13 protein-coding genes are annotated in these 17,863 nt (G+C 46.4%); 6 read left to right on the top strand and 7 right to left on the bottom strand.

The annotated features are described in order from the left end of the window. The 5 genes from ABYP33_RS12370 to ABYP33_RS12350 all read right to left on the bottom strand — a co-directional run. A partial coding sequence (locus tag ABYP33_RS12370; RefSeq protein ID WP_373091288.1) for a hypothetical protein occupies nucleotides 1–557 on the bottom strand: 557 nt, incomplete at its 3' end. A gap of 79 nt (nucleotides 558–636) precedes the next feature. After that, nucleotides 637–1,371, bottom strand: a complete 735-nt coding sequence (locus ABYP33_RS12365; protein ID WP_008248132.1) for a site-specific integrase — start codon at nucleotides 1,369–1,371, stop codon at nucleotides 637–639. 909 nt (nucleotides 1,372–2,280) lie between these two features. Further along, nucleotides 2,281–4,224 (bottom strand): hypothetical protein, encoded by a 1,944-nt coding sequence (locus ABYP33_RS12360; RefSeq protein WP_143829350.1) that lies wholly within the window; start codon nucleotides 4,222–4,224, stop codon nucleotides 2,281–2,283. A 155-nt stretch (nucleotides 4,225–4,379) separates the two neighbouring features. After that, nucleotides 4,380–5,300, bottom strand: coding sequence for a sugar kinase (locus ABYP33_RS12355; RefSeq protein ID WP_008248136.1), 921 nt, complete (start codon nucleotides 5,298–5,300; stop codon nucleotides 4,380–4,382). 19 nt (nucleotides 5,301–5,319) lie between these two features. Beyond that, entirely contained in the window at nucleotides 5,320–6,354 is a 1,035-nt protein-coding gene (locus ABYP33_RS12350; protein ID WP_008248137.1) for an SPFH domain-containing protein, read from the bottom strand. Nucleotides 6,355–6,530: 176 nt separating this feature from the next. On the opposite strand from ABYP33_RS12350, the gene ABYP33_RS12345 reads away from it, so the two are divergent. The 6 genes from ABYP33_RS12345 (at nucleotide 6,531) to ABYP33_RS12320 (ending at nucleotide 12,016) form a co-directional block, all read left to right on the top strand. Further along, nucleotides 6,531–7,235, top strand: a complete 705-nt coding sequence (locus ABYP33_RS12345) for an NUDIX domain-containing protein (RefSeq protein WP_008248139.1) — start codon at nucleotides 6,531–6,533, stop codon at nucleotides 7,233–7,235. 51 nt (nucleotides 7,236–7,286) lie between these two features. Continuing rightward, nucleotides 7,287–7,757 (top strand): hypothetical protein, encoded by a 471-nt coding sequence (locus ABYP33_RS12340; protein ID WP_008248141.1) that lies wholly within the window; start codon nucleotides 7,287–7,289, stop codon nucleotides 7,755–7,757. A gap of 130 nt (nucleotides 7,758–7,887) precedes the next feature. Beyond that, a complete protein-coding gene (locus ABYP33_RS12335; protein WP_008248143.1) occupies nucleotides 7,888–8,637 on the top strand; it encodes a metallophosphoesterase in 750 nt (249 codons plus the stop codon). A gap of 727 nt (nucleotides 8,638–9,364) precedes the next feature. Continuing rightward, nucleotides 9,365–10,015 carry a hypothetical protein gene (locus ABYP33_RS12330; RefSeq protein WP_008248146.1) on the top strand — a complete coding sequence of 217 codons (651 nt, stop codon included), beginning with the start codon at nucleotides 9,365–9,367 and terminating at the stop codon, nucleotides 10,013–10,015. 166 nt (nucleotides 10,016–10,181) lie between these two features. Then, nucleotides 10,182–11,033, top strand: a complete 852-nt coding sequence (locus ABYP33_RS12325) for a hypothetical protein (protein WP_008248148.1) — start codon at nucleotides 10,182–10,184, stop codon at nucleotides 11,031–11,033. 158 nt (nucleotides 11,034–11,191) lie between these two features. Beyond that, entirely contained in the window at nucleotides 11,192–12,016 is an 825-nt protein-coding gene (locus ABYP33_RS12320) for a hypothetical protein (RefSeq protein WP_143829351.1), read from the top strand. On the opposite strand, the gene ABYP33_RS12315 is transcribed toward ABYP33_RS12320, so the two are convergent. Further along, the gene (locus ABYP33_RS12315) at nucleotides 12,013–17,418 is read right to left on the bottom strand and encodes a hypothetical protein (protein ID WP_143829352.1); all 5,406 of its coding nucleotides are present in this window, start codon (nucleotides 17,416–17,418) and stop codon (nucleotides 12,013–12,015) included. The genes ABYP33_RS12320 and ABYP33_RS12315 overlap by 4 nt on opposite strands. Nucleotides 17,419–17,755: 337 nt before the next feature. Beyond that, nucleotides 17,756–17,860, bottom strand: a complete 105-nt coding sequence (locus tag ABYP33_RS12310) for a hypothetical protein (RefSeq protein WP_373089459.1) — start codon at nucleotides 17,858–17,860, stop codon at nucleotides 17,756–17,758. Nucleotides 17,861–17,863 lie beyond the last annotated feature (3 nt).

The following is a 17,863-nucleotide window of genomic DNA, read 5'->3' as shown; positions in this document are numbered from 1 at the left end:
CTGCATTTTCCAGCAAATTCGGACAATGCAGTTCCAGTAAGCCCACAGGCCAATTTAAGTTGATCTGCTTGTTTTTTTACTTCACCTGAAACTGCCGTTCCTGTCGCCAGCGCATCAAGCGCTTCGACCAATGGACTATATATAGGCCTGTTGGTATGAAGTTCAAACGCAACCTTTTTCCGAACGAGTGGAGCCCCATACTTACCCCTTAGACTACGAAAGGCCTTTCCGAACTTTTCTATGGTCTTCTTTGCATCGGCAGCCCGAAACGGATTGGATCTGTCGCGAATTGAGTATTTAAACTGTGCAATGCAGACTTTTCTCGCACCATTGAAACTCGCTCGCCTGCCATAGTAAAAAGCGAGATCAGCGATCTCTATAGTTTCTTCTGATGCCGACCTCTGGTCTCCGGGCTCCAGTCCCTCTATGGCTATTCCAACCAAATCGGAGTTCGGCAGCAAAATCCGCATGGCGTGTCGCGCAGCCCATGCTTCATGGTATTCGTGTCCGTCCCTTGATGCTCGGACCTTATCAATAGGTCTCTTGGTTTTTGACATATTCCCCAACTATGATTCAACGACATTTGTTCTAAGCAGAACTAGGACAATAACGCGATGTACTTAAAATACTTAGGCCTCAATGAAAATCAACCCCGTCCAAAAAATGCCCGCCATCGGCGGTGAGCACATTGGTGTAAATCTCGGTACTTTCGATCGATTTATGCCCCAAGAGCTGACTGACAACCTTCAGCGGCCGTCCGTGCAGCAATAGATGGATCGCGAAGCTGTGCCGAAAGGTATGACAGGTAATATTGATCGGCGCGCCCCCTACTCTATCCACCAGATCATGGATGTGCCGGTTCACTGTCTGGCGCGCCATGGTGAAGATCCGCTCGTCCTTCCTAAAATGGCCCGCGTACAGGTAGCTCTGTATGCGATCTTGAAGCATCGGGTCAATGATGGGCACGGCCCGCTTTGGGCTACGGGCGAGTTGTACGTTAGTCGGTCTCCCCGGCCGCTGTTTAAGTGTGCGCAGCACCACCATGAAATCGTAGCCGTCATCAATGAAGTGGCTCGGTGTGAGGGCCAGAACCTCAGAAATCCGAGCGCCGGCAGTCCACATAAGGTCAAGAATCAGGCGGTAAGTTGGGTGTTTTTCGGCGTCGAGAAGGCCCAGGACTTCGGGCTTGAGTAAGTACGTGGGCATCGCGTCCACGGTATCCAACACGAGTTCGCGCTTGGCCATGAGGCGCTGCCAGTCGATTTGCACATGCTGAATCGGGAACGTATCGAGGCGCAGCTCTTTCGGGGTGAAGCGTCGTTTTGGCCGGGATGCGGGAAATGCCCCGCGGCTGTCCTGATTCCGTACCATTTCACCTAAATCCCTGGTGCATATTTGTTACCTTTATACGCTCAGGTTTTGGGCGTTGCAAGCCGCAATAGTCGAGGAAAAACAGGCTGCAGACCGGTGCACCGAAATAGGTGATCTAGGTGCAAAACCTGCTATTTTAATTGTTGTTAAAACAATAGAGTTCTAGTGACGCACTCAGGAGGAGACGCTATGTCAAAACAATCGTCCTTTGGTGCTACTTATACACCTGCCTGCCATCGCTCCTTGGTGGCCGATTCGTTAGTGCCCCACCTAGTAAATTCCATGTTACAACGGATTATTACGTACAACGCGTTATGAAATCTCCGCTTATCGCCACACAACATAGTTACATTGAGCAACACTATGCAGACGTACCGGAAATAGACCCCAAGGTATCAGAACTTCGCTCTAACCCATTTACCTAGGAATTGGTCGAAAAGCTATATCTCGGACTTTCACGTAGTACATGGCCATTACCAAATAGTACAAAATTAATGTCACGCGACGACTCGCATTTGCAACCGATATCGATACCGGAATACCGGAGGATACATTTCACGCGGAAGACAACGTAGCGCTATGGGGTTTTGTCCATGAAAGGGGTCGAGCAGAAAGACTATCAGATATAGTTGATGACCTTGATTTATCTACGTCAAGAATTAGTCCTATACTGAACCGTGGCCGAGGGGATGATGGAGCAGAGCCACCAGTGTTAACCTCCGGAAAAAGACCGAATAGCGTAACACGCCGCTGCCACAGTTGACTGGGAACGGTGGCAGCGGCGTGCCATTTCACTATATCTAAAGGCACGCCCAAGCATGGAGGTATCGTTAGATAGGTTAATTTGGCGTTCAATCAAAAAATACCCACATGAGCAACAACTGGAGCCCCTTTATCTATCACTAAACCCTACTGGCTTTGCAATCGAATGGTTTTGCCCCCCCACATTGGCTGGACTACTATCTTGCGCGTACTGGTAAGAGTGATACTTTCAGATTTTATTTGGTGTTCAAATGATTTTACGTCAATTTCCTGTGAAAATTCACCTAGTAGCTGAGCGACTATGTCCTGTCGACCAGTTAAGCCCAAGCTTTCCAGTGTCAAGGCAAGGCTTAAGCCTTGAGTCAAGCGTGTAGCACCTGCTGAACATTTAGCTAAAAATAATGGGTCGGTTAACAGCGATTTAATTGGCGGATCTAGTTTTACGTCGACTCTTAGAGGTGCAATGCTGCCTTCTAGAATCAAATAACCCCTCTTATCGTTCTCGCCTTGCCTCGATCTTAGTGCAATAGTTCGTTCTTCATAGGGAATATCAGCCTTAATTACAGGACTCCAACGCTTGCCAAATGGCGCAACACACAAGAATACATGACCTAAATCTAAAGGAGTGATTTTAAGTCCAACATCGAGCCTACCTTTTACGGCGGCCCCAGTGGTGATTCGAATAGTTGTGAGGTCATCGGCAACATTGATATTTGAAACAATCAAATTTGCCGTACCGCTAAAACCGACTACACCTTCAAATCGGCCTAAGGCCATGAAATTATTGGCTTCACGCAATACATCACATTTAGCAACCTGCGCCTCTTGGTCAGCCTGATGCGCCACCCTCGCTGTCTCGTGAAGTATATTATCTGCCGCTACTCGACTTTCTTCGAGGACATTGCATGCTGTTTTGTTGGCCACACATATAGGGTCGTCTGTGCATACGCTGCAGTGACCCAGCGGTCGGCAAGGATCTACGCATCTTAAGCACGACCAATTACATGAAGCGCGGCTATATCGAGTCCTTGAGAATGGTTTGCGTAAATCTTGGCAGTCGATGCGACTTGGCTTAACCTCGACAGTTGACTTAAACTGCACGCTGGGCACGGAAGCTTGGTATTCAATTTGCAATTGCGAACTTAATGCCTCCCGCAAAAGAGATGCGAGCGTGTGCTTGGCTACCTGAATATCTATGTCTACCCGGGCATCGACAGGATCAAGGTAGGAAGCCCAGCGTTTGTTAAAGATCCTGTTGTATCTTTGGAACAAATCATTGAGTTCGGATGGAGTTTTCTTAAGACCCAGGCTGGAAGCAACAACTTCTGACTCCTTGCCAGCTGGCAATTTACCGTCTTGTAGCTCCAGCAACATCGACAGCCCCGTTTCATCAATCCGAACTAAGCTAGATTTTACATTTCGAGAAACTTTTACTTTTTCTGCAGTCACTGTGGTATTTGCATCACCAAGATCAGCGGCTAGGTCAACCACCGTACTAGTGTTAAGTTTGAGATCCAAAATCATTGGTTTTGCTAATAGTTCAGAGTTGATAGTCTCGACAAGGCCACCGGTAAGTGTTTTGAATGCTGCAAGCACCAGAACATCAGTTACCATTGTACCATTCTGAAGCTCTACGTCGTGAATGCGTATATTCTGAAAGGCTGGTCTTAACCTAAGCTGATCGCCGGCAACATCGACTGCAGCTATGCCAGAAAACGTACCTTTACCTGCAACTCCATTTACACGATCCTGTAGTTTAAAAGTAGCATCAATCCAAATACCTTGCGTGACAAGCCTAATCTTTGAATCAAACCAGAGAACCTTTAGCTCTGCTTGGTCAACATCAGCCACAGCTTCTTTAATAATATCGGGTAGACTAGAAGTGATAATTTCACTAGAAATCGAGATACCGGCATTCGGGATAAATCCCTCAGACTGCTCTAGGTTACTTTGTACTGATAAGTATTGCTGATCCACCGTAGTAAGAGGTGGCCGCCACATATTAACTAATCCTTGAAATAATGAACATCCGCTAATAGTTACCGCAAAAAAAAGCACCAATCCAAGTCGAGCCACATATCCGTATCTCATAATGTTCCAATCCATTTAGAAGCAAGTGAGATTGAATAATAGACCGAATCTAGTTAAGTGGAAGCAAAAATAATCGGCTAGATGTTAAATTGCATTTAATTGTGATCCTGTTTTTGGAATTATGGAAACTAAGTATTAGGTTCCTAGCTAAAAATTTATACAACCAAACACCCCCTAACCTCAGCAATCGTAATAGTCACCCTTGAGCCTGCGTTAAAGGGCAAGTAATCACTTTCAATCCCATCGGAAAATATCACCCCATTCTCCGGCATGAGTGATTCAATACTGAGTGGGTTATCGTAATTAACCTGCCCATGAATGAGACTGACCCCAGTCTGTTTACTGGGAAAAGGCTCCCGTACGCTGTACATCAAAAAGTCCGAATTCCATGCAAAACCGCCTGACTCCGCTTGACTCGAGCTTGAATGACAAACGCCGTGCGCACCGGCCAGCACACTCTGGTACCACCCCGTTGACCCCAGCCCTGTTGATACGATAATCCCAGATGAGCTTTGCTGCTCTTTAACTCCCCCTAGCTTTAACGTGTAATGGGCAGAGGTATGGGTCTTTGGTCCAATAAACAGATCGTTAACCGCAAGCAGACTTTGGCCGTCATTGGTGGTGGCTTTCGCAAAAGTAATCTCACGGCATGTCCGCCGCTGCTTCATTACGTCAGTAACTATGGGTAATAAATCAGCGGGTTTAAACGGCAACAGTACGCCGTCCCAACGGCTACTATCAGGGTTTAGCGCAATGACGGCGTGGCCATCCAAATATTTCAATGTATTGGCCACTAAGCCGTCTTGGCCAATAACCACCACATAATCATCAGCCCGAAATAGGTAGCTCGGTAGCATGGCGCGCTCCAGCATTTGCACACTCCCAAGCTCGGCTAGTGTGCGACGGGTAAATTCCAGCCCCAACCCATAGAGGCGATCCTCTTCCATATAGTCGTGGAAGTCAGCGCCAGATTGTTCAAGATAGAACCGCGCCTGTTGAACAGTATTAAACCGCTCAACCAACTCCGTTAGGCGCGTTTTACGATAAACTAATATAAAGCGTGACGTCAGTTCCATGATGAATGCCTCTCTATTGCTAACGAACCAAATTACGCTCGCCAGCATCTGCCACTAGGTTAGATAATATGTCGGTGCCAATATTCAGGGTACCGACCTTGGCGGCATTCATGGCAAAGGTATCCATGGCTGCAGCAAACAACTGCTGTGGATCCATATTAGCCATGGCCATGGCTTTGACGTATTCCACTGGAACACTACTTGATGCCTTAGCAAAGGCTGTAATCGCATAGGCCTCGGCATCAGACTCAATCTGCCGATTCACCTGCGCTAACTCAACCAGTGCTTTGCGCTTCGCTTCGGCTTCGATATCCGCTGCCAGCTGCTCCGCCTTGGCTTCGGCCTTCTTCTTAGTAAGGGCACGCACATTGTCCAGCTTGGCTTCGGCTATTTCTTGCTGCTTAGTCTGTACAGCCATTTCTGTTTGCAGTTCGGTCTCGCGGATGGTGCGCTCTTGAACCACCGCAGACTTTCGGCGATCGTAAATTGCGTCATCCGCGTGTTTGAGAATCGCCTCACGGGCTTCTGCTTCAAGGGCTTTGGCTGTTTCGGGCGTTGGGCTCAGTGCAACGATCATTGCATCCAGCACTTCAATTCCTAGGCGGTCCAGCGCCGGATTATCAGTCAGTGATGCTTTCAAGTGCGCATCCAAATCCCGTAGCATGGTTAATGCAGTCCGAAGGGCGGTGGTTTGAATCAATTCCTGAATAACCCCCTGCGCCACACGCACTACGCGATCACCCAGGGTACTTGGGTCTTCAGAAACGTATTCTTTGCCGCCCTGATTTAAGGTGAAGTTCAGCAATTCGCTGAGCTTCTCAGGCGCAGCGGCGCGGAACGTCAACTGACCTTGCACACGAAGGTGTTGAAAGTCCGCCGTTTGCAGATTAAAGATAAAAGGCGCTTCTTTGGCGCTCATGGGTATAGCGGTTAATGAGGTATTGGGAGCGTAGTAGAAAAAGTTAAGGCCCTTACCTTGGCGCTTTATACGACCACTACTGATTTGAATCACGTGAACAGTGGGGTCGGCTTTGAAGTATTGAATACCTAGCATGGCGGCTCTCCTTTAATGGCTTTAAGACACTAAGTGATTTAGATAATGTCTTAAAGACACAAATTGGTCAAGCACTGTTAGTGTCTTTTAGACCATAACTGGTGTAATATTACGGTAAGCTATTGATGCGATAGCGATAAAAATTTATATGAAACTGGGTTTTGTAGAGGTTCTGCATGGCAGCCAAGCCGCGTAATTACAATATTCATGACTATGACGTGCCGCTAACGACCGTCGATGGCGTGCTATTTACCGTGCATGAAGATCAGCTAAAAGTACTGCTGGTCCAGCGGGGTAAGGAGCCCTTTGAGGGCAAGTGGGCGCTGCCCGGTGGATTCATCGACCTAAAACAAGATGAATCAATTGAAGCCTGCGCAATCCGCAAATTGCGCGAGAAGACTGGTGTCGAGCCACCGTATATTGAGCAACTCTTGTCTTGGGGCGGTCCAGACCGAGATCCGCGCGGCTGGAGCGTGACGATCGCCTTCTTTGCCTTAGTGGCCCATTCAGCCTGTGAGTCATCCGTCGCGTCAGTTGCAGATGTGAAATGGCAGCCCGTCCAAACCTTAAAGAAAGACCTAGCCTTCGATCACCGTGATGTTATTGCTGCCGCCCACGAACGGCTTCGCCAAAAAGCGTTGTATTCGATGGTGCCAGCCTTTGCCCTACCCGATGAATTTACGCTGACAGAACTCCAGTCGCTACACGAAGTTATCATTGGCACGCAGCTGAACAAAAAGTCGTTCCGGCGCCGTCTAGAAAGCGCAGAACTGCTCGAAGACACTGGCAAGGCAACGGAATCACGGGGACGCCCAGCCAAGCTCTACCGAGCTAAGGCCGAAAGCAAACAATACCGCTTCATCCGCAATCTCGAAGGGTAAACAACGGAGTGACGCACGGCCCAGACAGCGCACACGGCAAGGAGAAGTTCAATGTTTGACGATAAAACAATTATCTACGTCGATATGGACCACGTCCTATGCGACTACGATGCGGGCTTTACGCAGTGGCAGGCCAAATACCCAGAACTGAAATTCCCTCAGAGCCAGCCGGGCATGTATCTCAGCCTTGAGCCAGTGGAAGGCGCTATCGAAACCTACTTGTGGCTCCACAACCATCCCAAAACAGCGGTATTCATTCTTACCGCACCGTCAGTAAAAAACCCCCACTGCTACGCCGAAAAACGCCTATGGGTAGAGCAGCACCTTGGCATGGATGCGGTAGACAACCTTATTATCAGCCCACACAAAGGACTGAGCCGCGGTGATTACCTCATAGACAACAACATCACCGGCAAAGGCCAGGATTCATTCGAGGGGGAGCTGATTCACTTTGGCTCAGAGTACTTTCCAAACTGGGCTAAGGTTAGAGATCACTTTGAGCAAATATTAACGAAAGCCTGAAAATCAGTTTATCGTAGAAACAAGCTGTACGCTGCGCAATTTCCTGGCTCACCAGATTGTCGTCCTTAATATAAGTACTTGAGTAATCGGACGGCTTAGACGTAATGAAATCAGTATCAGGGGTACGGACATGAAGTTATTAGTGTTGAGCGATCTCCACCTAGAATTTGCACCGCTATCGATCCCTGATACAGACGCGGATGTGGTCATTCTTGCGGGTGATATCAACCTGAAAACCCGCGGTCTCGAATGGGCGATGAAAACATTCCCCGACAAGCCAGTCATCGCAGTGATGGGTAATCATGAATACTACGGCGAGAAATACCCCGGTCTCGTGACAAAGGGAAAGCAGTTAGTCGAGGGAACAAATGTCCACCTGCTGGAGAACGACCATGTCGAAATCGATGGCATCTCATTCTTTGGCTGTACCCTTTGGACTGATCTAAAATTATTTGGCGACCCGCGTCTGGCGGGGTATTTCTGCCAGCAGGAAATGTCCGATTTCAAGAAGATCCGTGTTGAGCCAGGGTACTCCAAGCTCAACCCCATAAGTATGACGGCCATTCATAACCGTTCATTGGATTGGCTAAAAGACAAGCTCTCAACCAGCGCGACAAAGCAAAACGTTGTGGTCACCCATCATGCACCCTCCGCAAGATCAATTGCACCAAATCTTTCAGAGGAACTCACCAGCGCCGCCTACGCCTCCCATCTAGATGCAATGATTGAAAGCCATAGCATAGATGTATGGGTACATGGGCATGTGCACAACAGCTGTAATTACAAAATTGGGGATACACACGTTGTCTGCAACCCGCGTGGATATAGCCCAGACTGGTTGAACCCTGGTTTTGATGAAAGCTTTATTGTTGAAATATGAGTTCCGAACTAAAAAACTTGACGATTTCGGCCTCCAAGAAGACGATAAGCTACAACGATCTATTAAAGTAGGTAACTTAAGCAATCTGATAACTATTGCAGGATTGACACTTATCACGAAAACAATTTCGTTGGAGACTTAAACGGCACTATCAAAGCCTGATAGGAAAAATTAATTAAGTTATCGAATTTTAAGTGGGAATCAAAGGCTCCTAATTATGTGATTCAGCACTACACCTTTTTAATAGCACTGCCACACATGGTGTCCTTATCGAAAGTATACTTGTGCATTTTGGGGTTATTACTGCAAATGCCAATGATTTCGCTGTCAAATACCGATTTACGAGTTAATGACACGGAATCTTGAATACGCGCCCTTCCAAAACATACTGGGCAATCAGCGGTGACCAACCAAGCTTCTAATGAATACCCAATAAATCTCGGCGGCACATTTGGTTCAGGCAGCTTTAAAACATTTAAAAAGCATATTGCATCCTTTGATTGAAGTATAAAAGTATCCTTTCAAAGGCCACCACATGTAACTACAAAAACTGCAACCTAGCAAACCAAAAGACTTGAGTTTTATGTAGACGCTCGGTATTGTTGCTATTGGCTTAGAAACCAGCGCTAGCCGTCAGCGTAAAGCATCTTCATTTTCGGTTTATCGATATCCAAATTTCTTCGGAGAAGAAAATTGGCGGCCTCTGAGAAACTTGGATTTAAAGAAAATGGAACATATAGAACACCTAAAACTACTCAAAAAGAATAGCCTACTGCTTCGTGATTCAGACCTAACCAGCTGTCAAATATTAGAGCTAATAACAAAGTTAACCACGAAGTATGATCAGTATAATCAATTTGTAGCTTCGCCAGAGGCACTCAATCTGCCACGGACTCCTCGGGAATTCGTCAGAAAACTCCACCGTTGTTATGAATTCCTTTCAAAAATAGATAAGACTGGAGACTGGATACAGACTTCATTAATAGCAATCCATCTCGTTGATGGGCTGGTCGAAGATCCCAAGAATATCGACGCATGCAGTGCGTACATCAATTTGATGAACCCAGCTTATACTAGATTTGACGCCTCCTTTAACTACTCCTATTCTGGAATTTCCCTTTGGTATTACTTTGAATTCCAGAATGAAACCGGCCTCAGAATTTGGGAATGGCACGCAAAATCTGCGCAAAATATCGGCGCAAGCAGCAGTGAATCAAAATTAATTTCCTCAGCAATAAAGGTTTTAGTCGAAAGCAAGGCAGCACTTGAATATTGGATAATGGTTGGTATAGACCATCCAGATTTGGACAATTGGTACACAAAGAATCTTGGGGAAGCTGTACATAAAAGCAAATTTGTTCTTAAAATATTCAAATAACCCCTTGCAATTAAGTAAAAATCATACTAATTTTGCATTTGGGGGCAGCTGCACCCCAGCCTCATCCCCGCATTGAGGCAAGCCGTCGGCGCAGCGCAAAAAATCATTCATCAAGATAATTCGGTCAAAACTGAGCGGGGAAGTTTTGCATTTGGAGTATCTTGACATGACCAGTACCACCCGTCCCCTCTGGGTTTCGCATCATCAATACAAAAAAATACTTAAACCTTTTTGCCGGAAATTAGCGTTTGAAAGCAAAAACCTCAAGCAACACGAGCTTCTTGATTTTGTAGCCAAAGCCCTTACTTTCGACAACGCAGCGCACCTAATGCACTCATTGCGTGACGCGCCTCTCCCGTGCTTAATGCACTTCCTCTTGATCCATTTTCCGCTGCTCGAAGAGTCTTGGGGACTGAATGACGATTGTCTCGCAGTTTTTGAAAAATACTATATTTTAGATGAGGCACTTAGTCCCTATCTCTTAAAGCGAATAATCCCAGATGGCGAAGTTACCGCGCTTAAACTACCTAATTCAAATCAGCAACTATCGTTCATTGATTTGTCGTCGTTTTTATCCCCAGACAAATATGAAAGCACAATAGATTTCACAGCTTTCGGCTCATGCTTTGCGAAAAATGAAGATGAAGCAATTTTCCGAGGACAGACTATTCTCAGCGACGACAGCCCGCTACCCGCTACCTATATACTTGACTTAATTTCCGACAAAAGACTCAGATTTGGCGAAATCGATGATAGAGCTCCAGATGAACTTACAGTTCTAAATACTGATGGTCTTGCCCAACAACTAAAATTCGCAGGCACCATTTTTAATGAGAAAATTAATCACCTCATCAACTCCGATAACACCAATGCTCTCCGAATCGCTTTCGACAATATCGGATCAAAAATACACCACGAAACACATCTTCAAATACTAGTCAATGCGAGCATAAATGATAAGACATATGATTTACGTAGGAGCAGGCTTCAAATACGGCGAGGAAATACCAAACCATAAGTAAATTTTATTTTTTTAGCATTTCTACTTTCGGGGCTGGTGAAATAAATATGGAGCAAATAGTTACCTATTCTGGATTAGATATTATGGATACGTTGTGACGGATCTCACCCTCTTTTCAGCCCCGCCTAGCAGATAACTTTTACCGGTGAAAAATAATGCCAGATATCTCTGACCCCGAAAAACACAGCACATCATCTAGAACGATATTATCAACATCCCCACATGTCGATTTTATTACAAAAAATATAGATTCAGTTTTTACAATAAAGAAAAACTTGGTTATTAACACCGATGAGCACAAACTCGTTCACTACCTTTATTCTTCGCTTACAAAATATTTGTGCACGTTTCATGGAAATTCAGCAATATCTCTTAAAATCGAGGATCAACTTGATCTATACAAGCGCAAATTCGGACAATTCTACTCTGAAATAATTGCATTTGGACCAGAACATACTATTGACGATATTTTTGACTTCCTTGTCAATGCCCTATCTTACTTAACGCAAAGAACTCTTTCTGAAACTGGCATTTGGGACCATCAACTTGAATTAAAACTATTCAGCAAAGAAGAGGTTGAATTTTTTGATATTTGTATTAGCGAGTTTATTGAAAAACATTCAGGTTCTAAAATATCAAAGCCATTTGAATGCCACCTCGGACTTTCCGAATCGAGTACAATCTATTTCACTGGGCGCATTAAGAAGGCCACTCTGCATCAAATCGACATGACACAAATTCAAGCCGTAATCGAAATTCATGGTTTTGATGATAATAACAAAGAAATAAAAGGTACGATTGTGGAGGGTGATTTAGAAGGAAAGAGAATTGTACTGCACACAATTTCACACGATACATTCATCCAAGCGGCACGAGGCTATATTGATCACACAAAATTCAGCTGTCTTTACAAAGAAAAAGGAAATAAATTAGGGGGAAAGGTAGTTAATGAATTACTCGCATTTAACGCGATAATTTAGTAATCACTCCCCTGGTAAGTTAATAGTACAGCGATCGCTAAAAAAGCGACTACAAGCTCATGACTGTTGCGTATGAAGCCTTCTTTCCGTCTACCTACAACCACCGCCCCATACTTTTTAAGATTCACTCCGCCACGGTAAGGATCTGGAAAAGGGTCAATTCGAATTGCCCCTACAGCGCCTGCTGGCTCGAATTCCCTATCAATAAGAAACCCGTGAACACGCAAAATATCCTTAATATCAGGATCATTCCCTTTAGCCACACCAATACACGCCTCACTTGATAGCTGAAGCTGATTGAGGACATACTTCACGAAAGCGCAACTTTCGCTTGTCACGAAGAGTAAATGGCGACGCTCACCAATAAACTCATGTATTCTTTCTGTTTCATATTGCGGAAACTGCTCATTATCGATAACGAAATTGCGGCCCTTAGAAAAATTGATTAGCCTGTTCCAGGCAGATTCTTGAATATAGTGCAAAAGAGCATTAGGCATTTCCCTACCGATAAACCAATCCTTTTCATCATGATCATTACCCGCGCTCCAATCACCCAGGCGGCGCTTAAATCTCATTTTATTAGTTGTTTTACTAATAACGTCTTCTAAATTGGCGAGGAGCGCTGGCTCCAACCCAGCTAGTTCACCTGCTTTTGCATAACTCCGTCCTTGCGAAACTAATCTCAGCGTCTTAAGCACTCGCTCCAACGAGGGCACCGGATAAGCCAATGGGGATTGATCAACCATGGCGATCATCGGCCTAGACTCTTCTAGGTCACCCGTATTAAGGGCGCCACTAACCTCTAAGCAACGCTCACTTACCACCGGTGTCAACGCATCGCACCACTCCGTCATTAAGTGGTTATAGTTCTTAAGTCCACTACTTGGCCCTGAATGCCCCATTAGACGCGATACCGCCATGCCTACTCGCCGGGAGAGCTTACTTTGAGGCCCTAATATATTCTCTCGGATTTGCGGTGCATTGAGGTTCTTACTTAATCGAGAATGCAACAAAGACTCGGCAGGGCAAAGCACCGCAAATAACGTATTGTAAAACGCATGCCGGCAATGATGGAGGACTAAATGAGAGGTTCCAGTGACTTGGCGCAGCAGCTTGATCAACGCCTTCGGAATATTACTGTGCTTACTTGTTATTTGCGGCCTGCCATCAATAGTTTCACTAAGTAGATACTCGTTTTTCCCCTCACCAGCTGTGGCGTCGTAATGAGCAAGCATCATCTCAATTAATTTTATTTCAACATCATCCAATTGAAATAGGAGTGGTACCGCGCGACGACTCATATGGCTTTTTAGGCGTCGCTTTCTATTGTTCTCGACAAGCACCCATATTTGACCGCCGGACTCACACCAATTTTTTCTTCGCAGGAACCGGGCTTCCTTACTTCGAAGGCCAAAACGAAAACTTAAGAGTAGAACAAAGCCAAGGAACAAGTGATCAGTTTGTTGCCAATTACTACTCTCTTGAAGGTGTCGCAAGACGGCCAAGTAGTCCGTCTCTGAAACTAGGCCAGCCCTAACGTGGCGCGAAGAATTCCCCAGATCGAGTTCTGACCAGTCAGGCTCCTCTAGGCCATATTGAGCAGCCCAACCATGAAAGACTTGAAGTAGATCGCCAAAATATTTTAAATCTTTCTTATTTTCTTTCGCATCTTCAAGCAACTCTTCATAACAATCCGTTAGCTCTTCACTCTCCAGCGCCGTCAGGTCAGTGTCATACAAAACACCTGCAAATTGCCCGCGCAAAGTACTGAAGTAGGTTGTGATGGTATTAATCGCGTAGGGCGAAAAGTTCTTACCTCGCCCTTTTCCCGATCGTATTTTTTCGCTGATCCAATAGCCCAATAGAAGAACAGCATTAGACACGTCATTTCGGCGGGTTTTTGATATAGCAGTGATAGCGATAACTGTCGCTTTTGCTGACCTTAGATTCGGCTCATATTTTTTGAGCTCATTGAAAATTTCTTGCAAGTAGGCATTCGCGTTATTCTGGAGTTGCACTTTATCTAGGTCGGCGGCATTTCCCTCAATTTCTGGGATCTCTGCCGCGAACACCTCATCTTGCTCGCTTTTCGTTTTGGGGAGCTTTACATATCGGCCCTCGACAATACGCAATATGTCTTGTATTGGGGCTGAGGTCGGCGGATGACGCTCACTGAGCGCACCAGCAACTGCGCTGGGCATTGCAATTAAGTTATATTGACCAATAGTGGCGCAGAGACTTCCCGTCAATGCCTTCAGATCACGAACATGGACGTCAGCTCCAATGAAGCTGCCAATGGGGAGTGATTTCAGCGCATCGTGCGGAGAATCCTCCAATATCTTTTCTTTGCCACTATGCCCAATCCCTTTCTGGAGCAGACTAGCAAGCTTATAGTTCACCTCATGGCGCTGAACGGGCGCTTTAAGATCATCAAGTTCTAACGTCTCGTTGTACTCAACAAAATATCGATCCCCATGCTGCACCACCCTATAATGCCTGCCAGACGCGACATCCTGAACGAGCTGACGGTAGCTAATGCGCTTTACGATACTCAAAACAACCGCACCAAGAGATGCGGCCCCGATCTTCGACATCCGGTTTTGGCTGCTCGCACTCAGCACCTCACTCGCCCACGTGTCTAGTTCGGGTACTGTTTTTAGCGCCGGAATTACCCCTTCACTTATATAGGATTTCTCAGGCTGCATTTCTGCAATAGTCTTTGTGATAACTCGCTTGTTTGGATCGCCTTCTTTACGGATTTTGCGATTTAGGATCGCAAGCCGTATTGCAGCATAAGGTGCTGGCACACTACGGTCATTGAACAGCATCTTCTTTGCAAGCCGTTCAATGTCAGTTTTATCCAGATCCGCTATTTTCCTATTCCTAAGAAAAAGGTTGATATCGCGGTGAGCCTCACTAATCGCCTTTTTCCGATTTTTCGCACGCTCTTCTTTACGGAACCTTATGCCGAATTTTTGCGTTCGTAGCGGGTTAAACTGGCTTTTCACACCGAGGCTCGGCAATACTGGGAGCGGGAATGCCGTCGGTAAATCTAGCTCGTTATACACATTATTAATCGCTTCGCTATATTCACTGACATCGTCGATCCAGCACCGAGGCGAGGAATCGGAGTATGTCGAGGCACCGCGCTCGGAGTGCCCAGTCCACGCATCCACCACCTCAGGATGCACGCCAGCTCGCGGCAGTACCTGTTCATAGCGGTGACGAAGCTGATTAACCCGCAACTCCCACTCAACAAATGGTAACCCAGGAAGCTGGTTGTTTTTGACCGATAACGAATGCCAGTTCAATTCTGCATCAAGCAAGAAGAAAAGAGGCATGCTTGCAGGCTTTCCTTCTATCAAGCATACCAACTCCTTTGAAAGCGCTGGTGCAATAGTGCTCAGCTGCTCCGCTAGCCACTTAAGATAATCAATGTATTGAGCGACTAGTCGGCACACTCCTTCGGGTAAGGGTGTAAGGCGACCGTTATGCAACACACCGTCAGACTTGTCGTCGATATAGACGTACCGCCCCTCCAGATCAAAGTACGAAAGTGACTCAAATGGATCTTGGGTATGGCGGCATCCAGTTGCAGCATAGAGCGCCACCACACAGAATGTCGCAATGCGATTATGACCCGCAACAAAATCTAGCCCCGGAGCTTCAAGAAGCTTGGATTTGATTTGATCTATCCAGCTATCGAGATAAGCGGCCCCCATGACTAGACGACTGCCCATGACATTGATTTGATCCGCCAATGGCCCTGAAGAGAGAACAGGTCGCGCTATCGCTTTTTTAACATCGCCAGCGCTCCAATACCCATAGGCGCATGATGCGGGCAGACCACTATTAGGCTCCGCCATTAGTAGTCGCGTTAAGTTATGATCTCCACTTCGGTCGTATGCAGCTTGAGCAGCCCACTTACCTGGCATGGCGGTCAGTACACGGGATATCTCATCGCTACGCTCTCGGTGAAACCACGTCTCCATTTTTTCATCGCTAACAGATTTCCACAGAGCATGAAGCGTTTTAGGGCTGCCTTCCGCTTTCTCTCGGACTGCCCTCAGGACGCGACTAATACCTGGAGCAATCTCGATAGTCAGTACCTTTTGAAAGGGTCTTACCAGATTAACCTGCTTTGCATTCGGTTCCCATGATGAGCGGCGCCGAGGTGCAAGGCGATGCACCGCAGTGAGATCTTCGTTCAATGACCACTCAAAGCCCACGGACTCAGTAACCTGAAACGCGAGCGTGAAATAAAAGGATCTTGAGCACATTGCTGAGAGACCAACAATAGCCGCGCCTAAACTTCGCTCCGCGCTCTCTGATTCGAGCCCTGCCTCGATCCAGCGCTCCAAGGCTGCACGCTCAGGCGGCAATACGCCCGTCAACGACCACGGCAAATAATTAGCTTCTTCCTGCGAGAGCAGATGAAAGGTCTTTACCGAAATAGCGTGCTCTGCCGCGGTATCTGTAGGATCAACATCGAGAACAAACGCTGGCTCACTATCTGTACTCGAACCCTCGTGCTCGGTGTCATCCACATCCAAGGAGGTGAACCCTTGTCCATCTACATTAAACAAGGGCGGTGGAATTTCGATCTCTGCCTCTTTACTACTCGCTAGCGAAGCAATTTGATTAAGACCGGCAATTCGCGAGGCCTGATGAGAGCGAATAGGATCATATTCACCGTCAGCCAACTTACCTAGTGCATTAAAAAATCCTGAGGCACGGCGGCGAGCTTCACTTTCTAGGTTACCCGGAGTAGCTGCTATGGCAACCGCATCAGAAAACTGCTGATATGTGACCCTGAAGCCACGTGTAGATTGATGCAAATGATCCAGCAGGGCACAAATGGCCGTCCATCCTCCATCATCTCTTGGTTTCGAAAGAAATCTGGCAACGGTGCTGACAAGAGTATCTCTCGCTTGTCCTTTGCCGACTAGGCGCTCAGCCGCTTGCAATATCAGCCAAATCTTCAGCCGCTGGTGGTTAATCACGGCTTCTTGTGGGTAGCGACAGTGGGTAAAATTGGGGCTTGAGGTAAGTAATAGAAATAGTAGAAACGAACGCTCTTTTTTATCACCCAAGACTTGGGCGATTTTAGCGTTACTACCGCTGATCGTTATTTCCGTGTGAGTTGCGTATATATCGGAAGCAATGAAGGCATGAGAAAATTCTGAGAGCCGTTGAGCTATTTGACTACCAGCCCACTCTGCGATTACCTGTTGAGATTCTTCCTTTACGATCTCCGTGGCCAAGTTAGCGATAGCTACGGTATGATGATCAAGACCTAAGAGGTGGTAAGTGAGCAACAATTCCGGCTGGAAGTTTTCAGCCCTAGCCCACTCCTCAATAGCAGAAAAGCTTTCACCGAGCCCGAAGGTCGTCTCATCCATGGCGTTTGCCGTGCCACTCGCGCCCATCAAGAACAACCTCAATTGTGGTTAAGTGTTCTCAGATTAAAACGCAAAATATGGAAAATCGCTACTAATACGCCTTTTTAAGCCAATTAATGCCGTCTAAGTATACTAGATGTATATTAATAGGCTAATTCTCATAACCGAATCCTGCCCCCGCTACCACATTAAAGAACGGCGAATCAGTTACTTACTGACTTGCCGTTTTTTTTCGCCTGTTGGTTTTGGACCTCTGTGGGCTGGCTCTACCCCATTAACGGGGGATGGCACTCATTAAACCCTGTGGCTCTACCCCATTAACGGGGGATGGCACTCATTAAACCCTGTTAATCACACCGTCCCACCCACAATGGGCTAGAACGCGTAATCTGTAATTTTCAAAGTTTCTAAAACCATACGCTCGTCGTGTCATCATTTCCATTTT

It is taken from the genome of Zhongshania sp. (assembly GCF_041584495.1).
Lineage (GTDB): Bacteria > Pseudomonadota > Gammaproteobacteria > Pseudomonadales > Spongiibacteraceae > Spongiibacter.
This window is presented reverse-complemented; position numbering and strand designations above follow the sequence as displayed.